At 59.6% G+C, this 18205-nt stretch carries 15 protein-coding genes and 1 pseudogene; 10 read left to right on the forward strand and 6 right to left on the reverse strand.

Translation table 11 applies throughout. From position 1 onward, the window contains the following. Positions 1-235 precede the first annotated feature (235 nt). The 6 genes and pseudogenes from ACIOU6_RS07190 to ACIOU6_RS07215 all read left to right on the forward strand — a co-directional run bounded on the left by ACIOU6_RS07190 (position 236) and on the right by ACIOU6_RS07215 (position 4268). Positions 236-886 carry a DedA family protein gene (locus tag ACIOU6_RS07190; RefSeq protein ID WP_339431325.1) on the forward strand — a complete coding sequence of 217 codons (651 nt, stop codon included), beginning with the start codon at positions 236-238 and terminating at the stop codon, positions 884-886. 4 nt (positions 887-890) lie between these two features. After that, positions 891-1703: a zinc-dependent peptidase gene (locus tag ACIOU6_RS07195; protein WP_221730214.1), complete on the forward strand. Its 813-nt coding sequence runs from the start codon at positions 891-893 to the stop codon at positions 1701-1703. 112 nt (positions 1704-1815) lie between these two features. Continuing rightward, on the forward strand, positions 1816-2343 hold the full coding sequence (gene ppa, locus ACIOU6_RS07200) for an inorganic diphosphatase (RefSeq protein WP_003205933.1): 528 nt from the start codon (positions 1816-1818) through the stop codon (positions 2341-2343). A gap of 222 nt (positions 2344-2565) precedes the next feature. Then, positions 2566-3312: a S24 family peptidase gene (locus ACIOU6_RS07205; RefSeq protein WP_339493924.1), complete on the forward strand. Its 747-nt coding sequence runs from the start codon at positions 2566-2568 to the stop codon at positions 3310-3312. Positions 3313-3741: 429 nt separating this feature from the next. After that, entirely contained in the window at positions 3742-3981 is a 240-nt protein-coding gene (locus ACIOU6_RS07210) for a type II toxin-antitoxin system RelB/DinJ family antitoxin (RefSeq protein WP_401135039.1), read from the forward strand. Then, positions 3971-4268, forward strand: a pseudogene (locus ACIOU6_RS07215) (type II toxin-antitoxin system RelE/ParE family toxin). Before ACIOU6_RS07210 ends, ACIOU6_RS07215 begins: the two are co-directional and overlap by 11 nt. A gap of 60 nt (positions 4269-4328) precedes the next feature. Here the strand turns inward: ACIOU6_RS07215 and ACIOU6_RS07220 are convergent. From ACIOU6_RS07220 to ACIOU6_RS07245, 6 genes are read right to left on the reverse strand one after another with little or no spacing between them, the layout of a single operon-like run. After that, entirely contained in the window at positions 4329-5141 is an 813-nt protein-coding gene (locus tag ACIOU6_RS07220) for a YfaP family protein (RefSeq protein ID WP_221730231.1), read from the reverse strand. A gap of 3 nt (positions 5142-5144) precedes the next feature. After that, on the reverse strand, positions 5145-6764 hold the full coding sequence (locus ACIOU6_RS07225) for a DUF2300 domain-containing protein (protein ID WP_401134992.1): 1620 nt from the start codon (positions 6762-6764) through the stop codon (positions 5145-5147). 1 nt (position 6765) lies between these two features. After that, positions 6766-11340, reverse strand: a complete 4575-nt coding sequence (locus ACIOU6_RS07230) for an alpha-2-macroglobulin family protein (protein WP_401134994.1) — start codon at positions 11338-11340, stop codon at positions 6766-6768. Next, positions 11337-11987, reverse strand: a complete 651-nt coding sequence (locus ACIOU6_RS07235; protein WP_401135041.1) for a DUF1175 domain-containing protein — start codon at positions 11985-11987, stop codon at positions 11337-11339. The genes ACIOU6_RS07230 and ACIOU6_RS07235 overlap by 4 nt, the downstream gene beginning before the upstream one ends. Continuing rightward, positions 11972-13684, reverse strand: coding sequence for a DUF2138 domain-containing protein (locus tag ACIOU6_RS07240; RefSeq protein ID WP_221730233.1), 1713 nt, complete (start codon positions 13682-13684; stop codon positions 11972-11974). The genes ACIOU6_RS07235 and ACIOU6_RS07240 overlap by 16 nt, the downstream gene beginning before the upstream one ends. Before the next feature lie 38 nt (positions 13685-13722). Then, on the reverse strand, positions 13723-14514 hold the full coding sequence (locus ACIOU6_RS07245; RefSeq protein ID WP_401134997.1) for a YfaP family protein: 792 nt from the start codon (positions 14512-14514) through the stop codon (positions 13723-13725). Between the two features lie 428 nt (positions 14515-14942). On the opposite strand from ACIOU6_RS07245, the gene ACIOU6_RS07250 reads away from it, so the two are divergent. The 4 genes from ACIOU6_RS07250 (at position 14943) to ispA (ending at position 18063) form a co-directional block, all read left to right on the forward strand. Then, on the forward strand, positions 14943-16250 hold the full coding sequence (locus tag ACIOU6_RS07250; protein WP_339464748.1) for an AAA family ATPase: 1308 nt from the start codon (positions 14943-14945) through the stop codon (positions 16248-16250). After that, positions 16243-16833 carry a retron system putative HNH endonuclease gene (locus ACIOU6_RS07255; protein WP_339431313.1) on the forward strand — a complete coding sequence of 197 codons (591 nt, stop codon included), beginning with the start codon at positions 16243-16245 and terminating at the stop codon, positions 16831-16833. The genes ACIOU6_RS07250 and ACIOU6_RS07255 overlap by 8 nt, the downstream gene beginning before the upstream one ends. A 103-nt stretch (positions 16834-16936) precedes the next feature. Continuing rightward, complete coding sequence (locus ACIOU6_RS07260; RefSeq protein ID WP_003228627.1) at positions 16937-17179, forward strand: exodeoxyribonuclease VII small subunit; 243 nt, start codon at positions 16937-16939, stop codon at positions 17177-17179. Next, complete coding sequence (ispA, locus tag ACIOU6_RS07265) at positions 17176-18063, forward strand: (2E,6E)-farnesyl diphosphate synthase (RefSeq protein WP_401135001.1); 888 nt, start codon at positions 17176-17178, stop codon at positions 18061-18063. The genes ACIOU6_RS07260 and ispA overlap by 4 nt, the downstream gene beginning before the upstream one ends. Positions 18064-18205: the final 142 nt, after the last annotated feature.

Consider the following 18205-nt stretch of genomic DNA (forward strand, 5'->3'; position numbering starts at 1 on the left):
TCATTGCAATGTAGGCGCCGCCGAAGGGCGCGATCTTTTAGCGTCACGCCCCCCCATCGTCCCTGACAATTGTTCACACCCGGACATCCCTCGCTACAAAACCAACGCGCTTTTCACCTCTCAGACCGTATAATCCCGAGCTTTCCGGCTTGTAAGAAAAACTACACCTCGATGTAGGCTTACACGAAGTCATCCGCACAGGCCTGCAGAGTCGGGCCGCCACACTGGTGCCCCCATGGATTTCAACCCGCTCGACCTTATCCTGCATCTCGACGTTTACCTCGACTTGCTGGTGAACAACTATGGGCCCTGGATCTACGCCATTCTGTTTCTGGTGATTTTCTGTGAAACCGGTCTGGTGGTGATGCCCTTCCTGCCAGGTGATTCGCTGTTGTTCATCGCCGGTGCTGTAGCGGCAGGCGGTGGCATGGACCCAGTCCTGTTGGGCGGTCTGCTGATGCTGGCAGCGATCATGGGCGACAGCACCAATTACGTGATCGGACGAACAGTCGGCGAAAAACTGTTCAGTAACCCCAACTCGAAAATCTTCCGTCGCGACTACCTGCAACAAACCCACGACTTCTACGACAAGCACGGTGGCAAAACCGTGACCCTGGCGCGCTTCCTGCCCATCATTCGCACCTTCGCGCCATTCGTCGCCGGTGTGGCGAAGATGCCTTACCCGCGCTTCTTCGGCTTCAGTGTGTTCGGCACGGTGCTGTGGGTCGGTGGTCTGGTGACCTTGGGTTACTTCTTCGGCAACGTGCCATTCATCAAGAAAAACCTGTCGTTGCTGGTGCTCGGCATCATCCTGCTGTCGCTGGTGCCGATGATCATTGGCGTGGTACGCAGCCGACTCGGCAGCGCCAAAGCCCAATCGCACTAAGCCGATGTGGTCACTGAGCGCCTGGCGTCGCCGGCGCATCCTGGCCAGGCACCCGATTGCCGACGACCTGTGGCAACGGGTGCGCCATCACCTGAGCTTTCTCGACGGCATCAGTGCAGCCCAAGACCAATGGCTGCGTGAAGCCTGCGTGCTGTTTCTCGAAGAAAAACACCTGACCGCCCTGCCCGGCGTTGAACTGCACCAGGAACAACGCCTGCTGCTTGCCGCTCAAGCCCAGTTGCCATTGCTCAATCTGGGCGATCTGAACTGGTACCAGGGTTTTCACGAGATCGTCCTCTATCCCGATGACTTCCTCAGCCCGCAGCGCCATCGCGATGCCAGCGGCGTCGAACATGAATGGGATGGCGAACACAGCGGCGAGGCCTGGCAACAGGGGCCGATCATCCTGGCCTGGCCGGGCGTAATGGCCAGTGGTGGCTGGGAAGGTTACAACCTGGTCATCCACGAACTGGCGCACAAACTCGACATGCTCAACGGCGATGCCAACGGCCTGCCGCCGCTGCACGCCGACATGCGCGTCAGCGACTGGGCCGAGGTGATGCAAAAGGCCTACGACGACCTCAACCGCCAACTAGACCGCAATCCGGACGCCGAAACCGCCATCGATCCCTACGCGGCCGAAAATCCTGCCGAGTTCTTCGCCGTCACCAGCGAATACTTCTTCAGCGCACCCGATCTGCTGCACAAGGCTTATCCACAGGTCTACTTGCAACTGAAGCTTTTCTACCGGCAGGATCCACTGGGCAGGCTGCGGCAACTTCAGGCCCAAGACCCGGTCTATCAGGCTCACGACTAAGGTCTGCACGACTTTCGGTGCGTGGCATCGGCGGCGGAATATGCCTATAATCGCCGCCACTTTTTGGTCAATCCGGCCAAGTGTTTTTGGTCAACTACGGGGGCAACGCCCAATGAGCTACAGCAAGATTCCGGCTGGCAAAGACCTGCCGAACGACATCTACGTCGCGATCGAGATCCCGGCCAACCACGCGCCGATCAAATACGAAATCGACAAAGACAGCGATTGCCTGTTCGTTGACCGTTTCATGGCCACCCCAATGTTCTACCCGGCCAACTACGGTTACATCCCGAACACCCTGGCTGACGACGGTGATCCCCTCGACGTGCTGGTCGTGACCCCTTACCCGGTTGCGCCAGGCTCGGTGATCCGCGCCCGTCCAGTCGGCATCCTGAACATGACCGACGACGGCGGCGGCGATGCCAAAGTCATCGCAGTGCCACACGACAAGCTGTCCCAGTTGTACGTGGACGTGAAGGAATACACCGACCTGCCGCCACTGCTGATCCAGCAGATCGAGCACTTCTTCGCGAACTACAAAGATCTCGAAAAAGGCAAATGGGTCAAGATCGAAGGCTGGGCCGGTGCAGACGCCGCCCGCGAAGCGATCACCAAGTCGGTTGCTGCCTACAAAGGCTAAGCGCCTGCAACCTGCGTGATGCTTGAAGAAGACCCCGTTTGATACGGGGTTTTTTATGCGCGAGAACATCCTGCTTAAACGCAACGTTTAAAGCAGACGTAACAAAGTTTTAACCTGTTTAATTTCCCACAAGACGGGCTTACATCCCGTCGCAAAATTCAGCCTTTTTTTGAACGCCAAGTTTATTCAAACCGCTCTAGCACGGCCGTAGACTCCGTGTTTATGAGAAAGAACACTAGCGGTCCAAGATTCAAGGCACTCCTGGAAGCAGCGAACATCACCACCACGGGATTCGCAAAGTTCTGGGGCACGGAAGCCCAAAATGTCCACAACTGGTACACCCGGGGCGTCCCGGCGTATCGCATGGAAGAAGTCTCACGCCTGCTGTCCGTTAACAGCGAATGGCTGAAGACCGGCGAAGGCATAAAGGAGTTGCCGAGCCTGACGCCGCCCGCCAGCAATGGCGACACCTTCGACGCCCATGCCATCCGCGGCGTCTACACCGTCATCGATCCCAACGACATCGATCTGGTGTTCTTCAAGGAAACGCCCCTCACCGACGGCTCCGGCAAAACCCACGTCATCCACGACACAGACCAATCCATCCGCCTGCTGCGCGCGCACCTCGATCAACTGGAAATCCGTCACTCCGACGCCATCTGCGCGCACATGATCGGCAACAGCATGGCCGACCGCATCGAAGACGGCTCCATCGTCGCCATCGACCGCGGCCTCACTCAAGTGGTGGATGGCGAGATCTACGCCATCGAACACGACGGCATGCTGCGCATCAAATACCTGCACCGCATGCCCGGCAACGGCCTGCGAATGCGCAGCCACAACAGCGCCGAATACCCGGACGAAGTGTTCCGCCCCGCGCAGATAGAAGAGCAACGGATTCATATATTGGGCTGGGTGTTCTGGTGGTCGACGCTGAGCAAACGCCGGCCGGTGGTACCGTTTCTCTAAACCGAAGGCTTGCTCCTCCCCTGTAGGAGTGAGCCTGCTCGCGATGAGGCCCGGATAGACAGTACAAATCTCGGATTTTGGTCAGTCAGATCGCTCTAACTCGCACTTCCCACTGGGAATCCAAAGCAAAACTCAGTATCCTGCGCCCCACATTCGCGCATCGACCCGCTCCCGCGGCTCAGATGACGCCCGACGCGGCAGACCAACGTCTACCAAGTCCCACAGCCGGACGCAGATCCGGGTGTACGTTTTGAAGGCTGGCGCGGTTTACCAAAAATAAACCAAGCCAGTCCCCGAGAAGCCGGCCACAAGCCGGCTTTTTAATGCCTGAAAGAAACCCAACCTACCGTCTGGAACGTAAATTCGCGCTTGTCGAATATGCAAGCTGCTTGCCACCGTAACGACAAACGTCATTACAGGTATGTCACCATCGCTTCCATCTATATTCGCATTGACGATGAACTGAAGCAGCGCTCCTTCGCCGAGTTGGAAAAGCTCGGCGTAACCCCCTCAGAGCTTTTGCGCCAGACACTCCAATACGTCGCCGAGCGGGGCAAGCTGCCGTTCAAAGCGGCCTTGCTCAGCGAGGAAGATGACGCACTCATCACCGAAGTCACCGAACGTCTCGCCGCTCCTCAGCGAGTCAAGGTAAGTCTGGATGACCTATAACCTTGAGTTCGATCGTCGTGCTCTAAAAGGAGTGGAACAATCTGGGCGATACGATTCGCCAGCAGTTCAAAAAGAAGCTCGCTGAGGTGTTAGAGAATCCTCGAATAGAAGCTAATTGACTTCGCGAGCTACCAGACTGTCACAAAGTGAAGCTGAAGAGCGCTGGCTATCGCTTGATCTATCAGGTGCTTGATCAAGATATCGTGGTGTTCGTAGTCGCTATCGGGAAGCGTGAGCGAGAGGCCGCTTACGAGATTGCGCAAGACCGGCTGTCACCTCAGTCCTGAGCCGGTTCAATGCCTGCGATCCTCCGAAATCAGGCAGAAACTTGCAGCGCAATATATCCCTCACGGATAACTAAACGCCTTCACCAACGTCAACTCCCCCACCGCCCGCATCGGGATCAGAAACGTCTCCATCTTCTCGTTTGGTGTGCCTTCCTCAGTGATCACCGTTACCTGCGCAGTCGTCAGCGGTTGCGCGGCTTCATCCCCGCCATCTTCATCGCTGCGATACCCGCCACCGTAGTAGTTCACATACACCAGATACTGCCCCTTGATCGGCGCCGGCATGGCGAAGATTTCCGGGCCGTAGCCGGTGGTGACGTCGACGTCGAGGGCGCCGCCGTTGGGGGCGACGCGGTTGCCGTACCAGATGTGGGCGCCGTCGGGGGTGACGAGGTGCAGGTCGAGGTCGGTGCCGTCGCTGTCCCAGGCCAGCAGCACGCGCAGTTTTGGCGGGGTGGCGCCGCCACTGGTGTTGAGGAATTGGGTGCGGCGGCGTTGTTGGCCGTCGGGGCTGCGCACTTCGACGCTGTTGCTGCCGTTGGGGAAGGAGAACGGACGGTCGAAGCGGCCGGCGGCGTCGATTTTCAGCGGCATGCTGACGCCGTTGACGATCAGTCGACCGGGTTCATTGCTCTTCGGGCTGGCGTTGATCTGGCCGCTGATGCGCGCTGTGTTGGCTTGGCCGACCGGGGTGTTCACCGAGGAGGCCGGGTAGTTGACGGTCTGACGAAAGCTCTCGCCCTCGCCGCCCGGCGCGCCGGTGCGCCAGCCGCCAACCGGGGTGTCGAGTTTGATGCTGTCGGCGGCCATAGTCGGCGATAACGCGGTCAGCGTGCAGAGCAGCAACAAGACCTGTGGATAACGGAGTGTCATGGTCTATTCCAGCAAAAGGTGACGGGCGAGCCCTTCGATGTAGGTTTCATCCTGGCCGTTGGGATGTGCTTCAAAGGCCAGGTGCAGATATTCGTGGGTCAGGTCGAGGCGGTCCTGCAAGGTCAGTACGCCGCGCACATAGATGCGCTGGCGTTCGCGGTCGACGAAGGGGCGGCCGAACGCGAGTTTGCACACGGCGAACGTGCTGACTTCGTTGTAGCCGGTTTCGCTTTCCAGCTTCGGGCGCCAGCCGCGTCGCTGTTTTTGCAGCCAGTCTTGCGCGGCGGGCAGTGCTTCGCAGGAGGCGACCGGGTTATCCCAGCGGCTGAGGCTGGCGCGGGGATAGGCGTGCAGCAGGATTGCGTCGTAGCGCTGGCCGGCGTTGGCTTGTTCGACGGCTTGCTGCCAGGCCAATTTGTCCGGGCCAGGTTGGTCAGAGTGATAGGTGACGGTGCTGCCGGCCAACACCAGATCGGCCGTCCAGGCGGCGATGTTGCGCGATTGCACCGATGCCGGGCGCGGGGCGACCCGCTGGCGATTGCTGCTGTCGTCGATGCTCAGGCAATCGCCGTGGCGTGTGGCGTTTTGCAGCAAATAGGTACGGATCGCCACGGCCAGTGCTTTGGCGGCTTCGCCAGGTTCGGGTTTGGCTTCGCGATCAAGGACACGGGCAACGTATTCTTCGCGATCCAGCCTTGCGACGAGTTTGTCATTGAGCAGAAACAGTTCGCCGTCGCTGTGGATATCCAACGCGTTGCCGTTGGCGAAATCAACACGGTAGTCGCCCTGCAACGGGCCAGAAGTCACGACCCGTTCGCCAGCCAGAACCCGCACAACGGGATAGCGCGAGAACAGTCCGACTTCGACACAACGTCTCGTCTCTGCCGGCCACACAACTGGCAACACCGTCGCCAGTGCAGCACCGTAATGCCGTAAAACCATCTGACTGGTGCCGCGCCCACCGGCCCAAACCGGCGAGCCGTCCGCTGTCCATCCGGCAAATCCGCCCTGTCGCGACTGCCGGTCATGATCGCCGAGCCAGCTCCAGGTTTTCACCCGCAAGCGCCCGCCGAGCTCACCGACGACATTGCCGTCGGCAGCATTGAGCACCACGTCGAGCAATACGCGGCGCATCTGTTCTTGAGCTGGCAGCAACGCCAGAACGCCCAGCAGCTCACTCACCGAAACCCGCGTGGCCGGTTGCACCGACGGCAAATCCAGCAACCACAATGGCGCCTTTCGCGCCTGCCAGTAGGTTCGCCAATCGCTGGAAGAAATCCCCAACCGCGCCGGCTCGAAATACAGCCCACACGACTTCACCAACGCCTGATCCCGCTCGATCTTGCCGCCCGCCGAGCAGCAATAGACTTCCTCTTTCGACTGCCCGCGACATTCATATGCCGGCTCCCGAGCGCCGGTATCCACCAGCCACGCGTAGACAAACAGCTTCCAAAGACTGCCCAGCGGCGCATCCAGGGTCGAAGGCAACGGTTCACGAGCAATCAGTTGCGTCGTACTCAGCGACAACAGCTCACCTTTGTAAGCCACGCGCAGCGGCTCATCCTGCGCCGTCGCCAGCGCAGGAATCACACACATCAGCAGCCACAGCAACGGCCGGCTCATGTCAGTTGACCGTGACCTGACCAAGGGCAGCTTTCGCTTCCTGGGCCTGATGCTGTGGCGCGTAGACCTGAGTGAAACGCACCGGCGGCAGGTTGAACCGGCCCTTCTGCGAGAAGCGCACCAAATGGCGCAGACGCAACTCGCCGCTCAGGGCATCCACTGGCACCGCGTAGGCCAGTTGTCCCGGCTCGAAACGCGCCTTCTCCAGCGAGGTCGGTTCGGTGCCGTCCTTGCCCTGCAACTTGATGCCCCAGGTGGTGCGCTCGACATCGGCGCCCGGTGGCAGCGGCACTTCGAGCATGCCGTAGCGCAGCGGTTTGGGGGCTTTGCTGGTGAGGATCACTTCGTCCAGATACAGGCTGTCGCTGGACAGCGGTTTAGTGCCGACCGGCTCCAGTTTGAAAGTGAACGCTTCGTCGCCCGGCACCAATCGCGACAGGCGACGGGTGATGGTCACGGCCATCGGATCGACGGCCGGTTGCTGGGTCTGGAAGCTCAGCGCCGCACGCAGCGGACGCTCTTGAGTGCCAGACACCGACAACACACTCGGCACCGGCGTCGCGCCCTGCCACGTCCAGAACATCTCGCCGGTTGCGCCGTAGTTTTTCTTCCAGCCTTCACCCGGCATCAGCGCGATGGTCGGCGACGCCTGGGCGATGCTGCGCTGCAACCAGCTCAGCGCCAGCGCACGTTCGAGGGTCGATTGCTGTGGCAGCAGACGTTGCAACAACGCCGTGGCACGGGCCTGATCAAACGCTTGCAGCGACAGGTTCAGCGCTTCGGCAAACGGCTGCGAGCTCACGGCCAGACGCTGTTGTGCCGCACCCACCTGTCGACTGAAGGTTTCAGGCAAGGAGACTTTCGATTGCGTGGCCAGCGAGGCGGTCAAGACCCGCGCCGCCGCCAGACCCAAAGCCGAATCCGGATCGCTCATCACCAGGCTGTCCTGGCCGTCGTCCATCAGCGTCTCGGCATTACCTTCACCGGCCTTTGCCAGATCCTCCATCAAACCGCTGAGCAACGTGTTGACCGGCAAGCGCATTTGCTTGGCGAACGACAATATCAGCGCCCGTTTCAGCAACGGTGTGTTCGGCGCCTGTTTGGCGTAAACCTCCAACACTCGCTGCCAGTGCTCTGGCGGCAAGGTCAGTTCCAGCACCTGGCTGGCGTTCCAGTCAGCGTAGTAGGCGTACGCGGTGAGGAATGCATCGGGCTCACCGGCATAGCCCCACCAAGTGAAGCTCGCTGACGGCCCGGCCATTTGCACCAGACGTAGACGGCTGTTCTGCATGATCAGGCGCAAGCGATCACGGATCTGCGGGCTCGAGGCCAGCGACGGATAGGCGATGCTCAGCGGCAGCAAACGGCTGGCCGTCTGCTCGACGCCGCCGTACGGGTAGCTCAGCAGATCGTCGAGGGCGGAACGGAACAGCGCTTGCGGGCTGTCATCCAGGCGCAGGCGAATATCGGTGGCGTCCGCCGGCAGGCTCAACGCCGTGTCGCCGCTGGCTACATCAAGGCTTTGCGTCTGCGTCACTTGCCAGCCATCGCCGGTCGCGCTCAAGCGCACGGCCAAGGCATCAGCGATTTTGCCGTCCTGCACCAGTTCCGCTGTCCACTCGCCCGAAGCCAACGCAAATGCCGGCAGCGGCACATAGTTGATGCCGTTATTCAGGGTCACCGGCAGGCGTTGTTCGGCGCCGGCGTAATGGGTCACCAGCTCAGCCTTGACCGGTTTCTCGGCCTGACTGAAAGCGAATACACCGAGTTGCGGCTGATCGCCCTTACGGAATTTGCTCGGCCCGCTCCACTTCAGGTACAGCGGTTTTTCCGAACGGACGAACTGTTTCTTCTGCCCGACCTGACCGTCATCGGCAATCGCCCGGGCCGTGATGCGCCAGCGGGTCAGCGAGTCCGGCATTTTGAAAGTGAAACGGGTTTTGCCGTCGGCGCCGGTCAGCAACTCTGGTTGCCATGCGGCGGTGTCGACGTCTTCGCGACGCGGACGCTCCAGCACTTTCACGCCACGCTCACTGCGGTTGGCCTTGCCCGGCGCGCCAGGACTGCCCGGCAACGCCACGTCGTAACTGATGAACGACAGGCTGGCGCTGGTGCGCACGTTGTTGCGGCGCGGGTGGTAGAAGAACTGGTCGATGGTCGGCGCGACTTCCGGTTGCAGCGCGTAGACCATTTCATCGACGACGCTGACGGTCAGGTGCGCCGGTACGGCTTTGCCGGCGAACTGCGTGGTCAGGTCGACGGTGACGGTGTCGCCCGGCAGATACACCGTTTTGTCGGTGCTGATCGCCACGTCGATTTGCGGCGCGACCACTTTGATCCCGGCATTCTGGAAGCTGTACTGACCGCCCTTGGTGTACAGCACGGAGAAGGTCAGGTTCGGCGCAAAGTTGTCCTTCACCGGGATGCGTGCGCGGTATTGGGTGTCGCTGAGTTTTTCCAGTTTCAGCCAGTCGCCGCCCTTGGCCAACAGCGCGGTGGCTTCGACCTTGTCGCGCTCCAGCGACAGCAAGGCATCGCTGACCGGTTCCGGGAAGGTGATCAGCGCCAACGCTTCATCGCCAGCCTTGTACTCGGGTTTATCGAGGACAATTTCCACGGTGCCCGGCACGGCTTTGACGCCGTCGCCGGTGACCGAATGCGCAGTAGCGCCGAGGACGCGACCGTGCTGATCTTTCAAGGTCAGGTTGTAGGTGCCCGGACGTTCAAAAGCGAGGCTGAAGCCTTTATCGCTGGCCGCCAGTTTACCTTCGCCCGTGCTCTGATCCTCCAGACGCACCCAGCCATAAGTGCTCGGCGTCACGGCTTTGCTTTGCTCGCTGCCACCTTCGTTGGCGTAGCTGAACGCGACTTTGTCGTTGACCGCACTGAAGCGTTGCGGCGCGCTCAAGCGAAAACTCGCGGCGCCACGGTCGATAAGGATTTCCTTGGTGGTCTTGACCCGATACGCCGCTCCATCGCTGGCAAACACGGTGAGCATGTAGCGGCTCGGTTTGTCGGCGGCCGGCAGGTCGAGGCTGGCGTTGCCCTTGCTGTCGGTGGTCAATTCGGTGCTGGTCAATTCCACCGGGAATTGCCCCAGGTATTGCAGTTCGTTGTCGACCATCGACAGTTGCTGGGCGCGCAGGCTCAGGGTCAGTTTGGCGTTGGCCACCGGTTTGCCGTCCGGGTACAGCAACACCAGACTGCCTTTGACCGGTTCGCCGGTGCGGTAATCCTGCTTGGCCAGATTCAGCGAGATTTCGAAGTGCGGCTTGATGTACTCCGCCACACGGAACGCACTGCTGTACGCCTGGTCCTTGTAGTTGAAACGGAGCTCATAACCACCGGCCACGGCGTTGTCCGGCAACTGGAAACGGCCCTGAGTGCCGGCCTTCGAATCGAGCTTCAGATCCATTCGTTGCAGTTCGGTGCCGGTGGCGTCGAGCACGCTGACATTGACGTCCGCCGCACCCGGCAGCACCGAATCCCGTGCGTTCTTGAACTCACGACCGACGATCTTCAGCGACACCCAGTCGCCCGGGCGATACAACGGGCGGTCGGTGAACGCATAGAGCTTGGTGTCGTAGATTTCGCTGTCGTAATAGAAGTTTTCCGAGACGAACACCCCGCCCTCTTCGTCCTCGCCGATCACGAATGAACGCTCAGGGCTGACGTGTTTCAGGCGCAGCAAACCATCCGCATCAGTAGCACCGCTGCTCATCACGCCGAGGCCGTCAGTCCACAGCACATTGACCTTCGGCACCGAACTGCCTTCATGTTTGCGCGCAGCCCAGACCAGTAATTCATCACCGGCAATTTTGCTCACAGCCACGGTGTTGGAGACGAAAACCATGGTGGTCGCGCGGTACTTGCCGATCAGCGCTTCGACCAGGTACAGACCGGGTTTCAGGTTGCCCAGCGGAATGTAGACGTTGCCCGGCGCGACGCTGACGAAATCGCTCGAAGACCCGGCCAGATTGACCCCGGCCGGCGGCTGGATCGGCTTGGCCTGCCACAGCGGATAACGGAACTGGCTGACCACCGGCAGACCCGGAATCAGCGCGAATTGCGGTTGCGCGTCATACGGGGTCGGTGCGGCGATGGCGTTGCCCATCTTCAGTTCCGGCACTTCCTCGGTGACCTGTTTGCGCGACTCGTAAGAGAACGCGCGCTGCATCACCCGCCGCGATTTGCGGTACCAGTTGTCCCACAGGTACGCGAGGGTATTGGACAGACCTTCGCCCTTGAACTGGCCGTCGCTGACCACGCGGTGCAGGTTCTTCTGGCGCTTGAGGAAATCCAGTGGTTTGTCGATGCGGTACACGCGAATGTCGGCGCCGCCGTAAGGTTCCATGCGGAAACGACGGTAGTCACGGCCCGGTGCTTCGAGGCGCACCATCGCCTGTTCGTCCGCCGCAAAACTGCTGTCGGCCAGCAGGAAGAAGCTTTCACCGGACACCGGCGTGTAGCCGCTCGGCTCCACCGAATCGTCGGCATTAACAGTCGCCAGCGGCAGCAGCAGTGCCAGCAACAGAGGAATTTTTGCGCAGAGTCGCAACATGCGGGCACCGGTCATTGGGAGAGAAAGTTCAGTCGATAGACGCCGATGAAGTTGGGGTTGGCTGCGTCGGGTATCCATCGGGTGTCCTTCCATGTCATGAGTTGCTGCAGGCTTGCCGAACGCATGCCGTTGTCAGTAGGGGTGGTGGTGCCAGTGTGATAGGCGATGTAGCGGCCCATCCAGATCATCAGGTGCTGGTCGTCGCCCTGATCGAAAAACATCAGGTCGCCGGGGCGTGCCTGAGACACGTCGCGGCTGACCAGATGACTGTTGAACTGAATCAGTTTGATCGCGTTGACGTACGGCCCGACCTTGCCGCCGCCCTGTTGCCATTGCTGGGCGAGCTTGCGCTGGTCATCGTTCAGCGACAGCTCCGGCGGCAGATAGCGGTTGGACAGGCCGTTGCTGCGCAGCCATTTGTTGTCATGGACTTTCAGCGCTTCGTTGGCAGCAAAACGCACCAGGCCGGCGCAGTCCTGCTGGTACCAACGCGGGCTCGGGCCCTGGCTCAGTTGCTCTTGGGCGATGCGTACGAACCAGGCACGAAAGACCTGGGACTGCGCCGGATCAAGCGCCGGTGCCTCCATGGCGCGGGCACCCGCGCTGAGCAACAGCGCGAGCAAGCCGAGGCTGCGGATCAGTGTCGTCACAGCGCTTTCCATTCCAGCGGCAGCCATTGCCAGTGGCCATCGGGCTCGCTGCCTTCGGGCAACGTCAGGGCATATTTGCCGTAACCGCCGAGGGTGCGCAGTTTCGGGATCAGGTAGGTTTGCGCGGCGTTGTAGAACACCGGTTCCATGTCCTGCGGCAGGCTGTCGAGGGTTTCCTGCTGCATCAGTTGCGCCATCGAGTCAGGGCCGAAATAGATCGGCATCAGTACGTCTTTGGGCAGCACATCGGCCATCGGCGGGAAGCGTTTGTCGAGGGTGCCGAGCGCTTTGTCGACCAGTTTGTCGTCGAGGGAAAACAGCAGCGTCGAACCGTGGCGGGCGAGGCTGACGTTCATGAACGCCCGGCCACTGATCGCGTCCGGGTTCTCGGCGGTTTTTGCTGCGTATGGGCCGAAATTCGAGCTGACCTGACGCCGCCAGACGTGGCTTTGGCCTTCTTGCTTCTCGATCACCGGGAAGACACTTTCTTCGACGTTTGGCTCGAAGGCGCCGACCATCGAGCCAAACAGTTTGCCGAGATCGCCGTCGAGTTTGCTGTTGTCCTCATCCTTCAAACTGGCGACCAACAATGGCGTGTACAGCCGCGAATCGGCGTACCAGCAAAGGCCCGCCGCGCCAGCCACGTGCTCGGTGAGTGTCTGCGCTACCGCCTCTTCGGCGCCGAGTTTCACCAGCAGCGGTTTCTGCGGTTCGGCCGCCACCGGCAAGGTCACACAGGCACTGGCGCCCAGCGGCATGGCTCGCCACACCGGTTTGAAATCGAAGTCCGGCTGGTTGTCCAGCTCGTCCATGGCCAGGTAGCTGTGCCAGCCCTTGTCGTCCATGTCGAAACGCAGCCCGGCGAAGTTCGGGATAAAGCGCTGATACCCCATGGCGAGCACGCTGGAATTCACCGACAGGCGTTGTTTGATCTCTGGCGCCTTGGCCGGCAAGCCGAACGCTTGCGGGAACAGTTTGTCGCCATTGAGCAGTGCCGCCAGCGCTTGAGGCGAAACGTGCCCCCACTCTTCGGACGGGCCGTTTTCTGCCTCGTAGTATTTCGAAGGGTTGGACAGCACCACCAGTTTGTCGCCGTGCGAGGCGAACAACAGGGATTTACTGGCGTTGTAGCTGAGCTGATAAAGCGGCACCTCGTCGCTGCCGACTTCAAGTTTGCCGAACACGCTGAGTTGCGTGTCATCCAGCGCCACTTTCGCCAGCGGCTCCAGCATTTTCGCCAGCCCGCCGCGATCCATCACCAACAGGAAATCCTTCAACCGGCCATCAGCCCCGCGCCATAGCGCTACGTCCGCCGGTTGATCAAAAAGCTGTTCGATCAGGCTGTCCTGCAATTTCAGATCATGCTCGTAGATGATCCGGCGCAGGCTGCCGATCAGCCCGAGTCGGTCGCCGTGGGTTTCGTAATAGAAGACGAAATCTTCGGTGAGCGTGGCTTTGAGGAACGGCACCGTCAGCAGGTCTTTGGGCAACTGGCTCAGGGAGCGGGTTTCCAGCAGCGCATCGGGACGGCTCAGGCCGAGCTTGTCACTGGCAAGCTCGGCCGGCGGTGTTTTGGGCTTGAGCAGCAGCCAGCCAAAACCACCCGCCACGCCGGCCACCAGGCATAGCCCGATCAGCAGCGCCGGCCAGCGTCGGGAAGGTTTGCCGGCCGGTGTCGGGACGGCCGGAGAAGCAGCGTTATCACTCATATTCACAAAACCCGAAGTTCATCCGTGTTGCGGGATGCTTAATAGTTGAAAGTCTTGACCAGCAGCAGATCACCGATCGCCCTCAGGGGCACGATGAACGTCTCGCGTTTTTCGTCGACAGTGTTTTCGTTGAGTACCAGCGTGATTTGCGAGGTGATCACCTCGTTCTGGTTGCTGGTCTCCTCGAAGTTATAGCCGCCGTTGCCGAAGTTGCCCCAATAGTTGACGTAAACCAGATAGGTACCGTGCAACGGAGCCGTCATGGTGAACATTTCCGGGCCGGGGCCATCGACGCCATCCGGGTCCAGACCGCCGCCATTGCTCAGCGCCGGCCGCGCCCAGAACGCATGTTGGCCGTCGGGTGTGACAATGTGCAGATCGAGTTCGGCTTTCGGATCGTCCCACCCCAAGACAAGACGAATTCTCGCCGGCGTGCGCAGGTTATTTGCTTCATAAAATTGCACGCGCTTGAGCGACTGGCCCTCGGCGCTGATCACTTCGACACTGTTGGAACCGGCGCCGAACGCGTACGGCCGGGCGAAACGGCCCTGGTCATCGGTGTACAAATTCAGCGGATTGCCATTCACGGCGAGACTGTGCGGCGGGCGCATGTGGCCGACGGCCTTGAGCTGGCCTTGAATCATCGTGCGATTGCGCTGGATACCGCGATCGATCGGCGGCGTCGGATAGGCGACTTGCGGGTTTTCGCTGCGATCAAGCAACCCGTGATAGCGCCAGCCGCCCACCGGTTCCGACAACTCGGCACTCGGCGCAGCCCACAGCGCAGGCGCACAGGCCAACCCGATCAGCAGCCAAAGAAATGAACGCATGTAACGCCTCCTGCCATGCCTGAACGAAACCTTGCACCCGATCCTCGGTACTTCACAGCGGTGGAAACTGCGTTTCGTCTGAAAGACCCGTGACTGCCAGGTCGTAGAAGGCGCGAAGAGTAGCGATTTAGTAGTTTTTTAACAATCGGATACATCTGCTTTTGCGGTGGGAATCACGCACATTTATTGGGTGTGAGCCGAATAGCGGGCTTATTCGGCTCACGAAATGAGCCGAATAAGCAGCCTGATCCAATCACCCCACGCGAAATGGCCAATCCTGGCTGGCAAGACCTCCGGTTTTGCCTTGGCCAGAGGCATGACTGGCGCGAACTCAAAGCACTATTTCAACTGGAGCTCAAGGTCATCTCATGGTCAACTACTGCCAGAAAAACCGTCGGCAAGGACGGTAGGAGACCAGAGGTGGACCTGTGAAGCTGCGCAAACTGAAATTAAAGGATTTCCGTCGATTCGAAGAGATCGAAATCGATTTCCATCCTGAACTGACGGTCATTGCCGCACGTAACGGGCAAGGTAAAACTACAATTCTTGAGGCCATCGCAACCGCTCTTGGACCATTTGTCGGTGCTTTTGATATGGGAAAATCCAAACATATCGAGCGGACAGACGCTCGTTATGTGCGTCTGGGCAACAGTTTCGAAAATGAACAAAACTTTCCTGTCATTATCGATGCAGCGCTTGAGGAGCCAGATATCGAGTGGCAAAGAGCATTGCATGGCCCCAAAAGCCGTACTACGACAAAAGAAGCATCCGCTCTGGCGAACTGGGGCAAAAAACTCCAGGACTCGCTGCGTTCCAAAGTAGCAACAGCCTTGCCGCTGGTTAGCTATTACCCTGCCGGACGATTGTGGATAACCCATAACAATAGCTCGCGTAAAGCCGTGGTTAGCGCCAGCCGAACCATGGGCTATGAAGACTGCCTGTCCTCTGCTTCCAACTTTGTACAAATGCAGCAATGGATGCGCAAGGCGACAATGGCACTTCTCCAGCAGCGGGAATTACCGGGGTATGAAGAGTCAGATCTACAACCCAGAATCGCCGGGATTCAAAATGCCGTGAATCTGGTTCTGGAGAATGAAGGGTGGAGTAACTTTCATTACAGCCTCAGTTTCGAAGATCTCGCAATGTCCCACCCAGATCATGGACTGTTACCTATCAGCCTGCTCAGCGATGGTGTTCGAGCCATGATTTCGCTTACCGCCGACATGGCCTTTCGTTGTGCACGCTTGAATGGTCAGTTTCAAGATCAGGCGCCTTTGCTGACAGAAGGCATTGTTCTCATTGATGAAGTCGACCTGCATCTGCATCCTGCCTGGCAACAACAAGTTCTGGCAGCCTTACGCAGGGCATTTCCCAAGATCCAGTTCATCGTGAGCACGCATAGTCCTCAAGTACTGACCACCGTGAACCGTGAACAGATCCGTGTGATTCATAGAGACGAACAAGGATGGATCTCGGAACAACCGGCAATGAGTCCTTTGGCACAGAAGTCAGGAGATGCCCTGGCCGGGGTCATGAATGTGAGCACCCGTCCACCGATGCCGATAGTCGAAACAGCGCACGCCTATGAACAGCTATTTCGAGATGGCGCGGGCATGACTCCGCAAGCGCAACAGTTGAAACAGGAACTGGACGAAGCGGGTTATGAAATCTCCGAAGCCGATATGACGCTCTGGACATTCCTTGCGGCGCAAGTCAGGAAGACGCGCAATGATTGAGTTGGCTCACAACCCCGTAATGCCGCAAGCGCTTCTGGACTTCAATGCTGCCTATCCACAAGCAGGGCCAAATGAATTCGATGGCGCTGCTTTTCACTTGGTGAAAAAAATCGTGAAGGCAAGTCTCCATCACGATCAGGGTGGGCTTTGTGCCTACTGCGAAACGCCATTGGAAGCCGATACCGGACAAATCGACCACATCAAGCCCAAGCGCGGCAATGATGGGCATCCTCACTTGACGTTCACCTATACCAACTATGCACACGGATGTATTCGGTCAGATGGATGCGGCCAACGAAAGGGTGACCGGCTCCTTCCGATTGAGCCTGCACCCGGCTGTAACGAACAGTTCTCACTGTCGTCGGATGGCTCACTGGAGCCTATGCCTACTCTCAGCAGAAGGGAGAAGCATGTGGTTCGTCAAACGAGAGACATGCTTGGCCTTCAAAGCGCTGCGCTCGTTCTTGAACGGGAAAAATGGATAAAAGCCTTTGTTAGCCTGCTGCAAGAACAACCTCTGGTCGCGAATGATTTTTTGAAGGAGGCACCTTTCCGCTACATATTGCTTCGTTTGATCAGCTAGATATTTCGTCATACCCGATCATTAACGCGTCCCCGCTCATTTGCCCATAAACCCCCTATCTGCTAGTGTCGCGCCGGTTTAACGTCAACCGGAAATAGCCGCCATGGCCCGCAAAAAAGCTGCACTGGATTTCGAACAGTCCCTCGCCGACCTGCAAACATTGGTCGAGCGTCTGGAGAACGGTGAATTGTCGCTGGAAGACTCGCTGACCGCTTTCGAGCAGGGCATCGGGCTGACCCGTGACTGCCAGGCAGCGCTGGCCCAAGCCGAGCAAAAGGTGCAAGTGCTGCTGGAGCGTGATGGCGAACTCGCCGAGGAACCCTTCGACGCGGAACAGCCAGAATGATTGCAGCGTATTCGGCGACCAGCCAGGCCCGGGTCAACGCGGCACTGCAAAGCCTGTTCGACGCCCCTTTGCCGGAACTGGCGCGCCTTTACGAAGCGATGCGCTACAGCGTGATGAACGGCGGCAAACGCGTGCGTCCACTGTTGGCCTACGCCGCGTGTGAAGCGCTCGGTGGCAAGGCTGAGCAGGCCAACGGCGCAGCGTGCGCCGTTGAACTGATCCACGCTTACTCGCTGGTGCACGACGATTTGCCGGCAATGGACGATGACGATCTGCGTCGCGGCCAGCCGACCACGCACAAAAAATTCGATGAAGCCTGCGCGATACTCGCCGGTGACGGCTTGCAAAGCCTGGCGTTCAGCGCCCTGCTCGCCCCCCACCTGAGCGATCTGAGTGCCGACATTCGCCTGCAAATGGTCACTGCGCTGGCTCACGCCGCAGGCCCAGCGGGCATGGTCGGTGGCCAAGCCATCGACCTCGGCTCGGTGGGGCTGAAGCTCGATCAGCAAGCCCTCGAACAAATGCACCGGCACAAGACCGGCGCGCTGATCGAAGTCAGCATCAAACTCGGCGCCCTGGCCAGCGGCCGTGCCGAGCCGGATGAACTCAAGGCCCTGCAGACTTATGCACAAGCCATCGGTCTGGCCTTTCAGGTGCAGGACGACATCCTCGACGTCGAAAGCGATACCGCCACCCTCGGCAAGCGCCAGGGCGCCGACATTGCCCGTGACAAGCCGACCTACCCGGCCCTGCTGGGTCTGGACGCGGCCAAGGCCTATGCCCTGGAGTTGCGCGATCAGGCTCTGCACGCCCTGCGACCGTTTGACGCGGCAGCCGAGCCTTTGCGCGAGCTGGCCCGGTATATCGTCGAGCGCCGCCACTGACGGCATATCCGCCAAAGAAGACCAACGCGTGGGCAGGGGGCGATGCATCAGGTAAACTGCCGCCTCTTCTATACCTATAACGATTCGCCTGATGCCCACGACGTTTCATGAGATTCCCCGCAAGCGCCCGACCACGCCCCTG

Origin of the sequence: Pseudomonas sp. NPDC087615 (assembly GCF_044743445.1) — a bacterium.
Taxonomy (GTDB): Bacteria; Pseudomonadota; Gammaproteobacteria; order Pseudomonadales; family Pseudomonadaceae; genus Aquipseudomonas; species Aquipseudomonas baetica_A.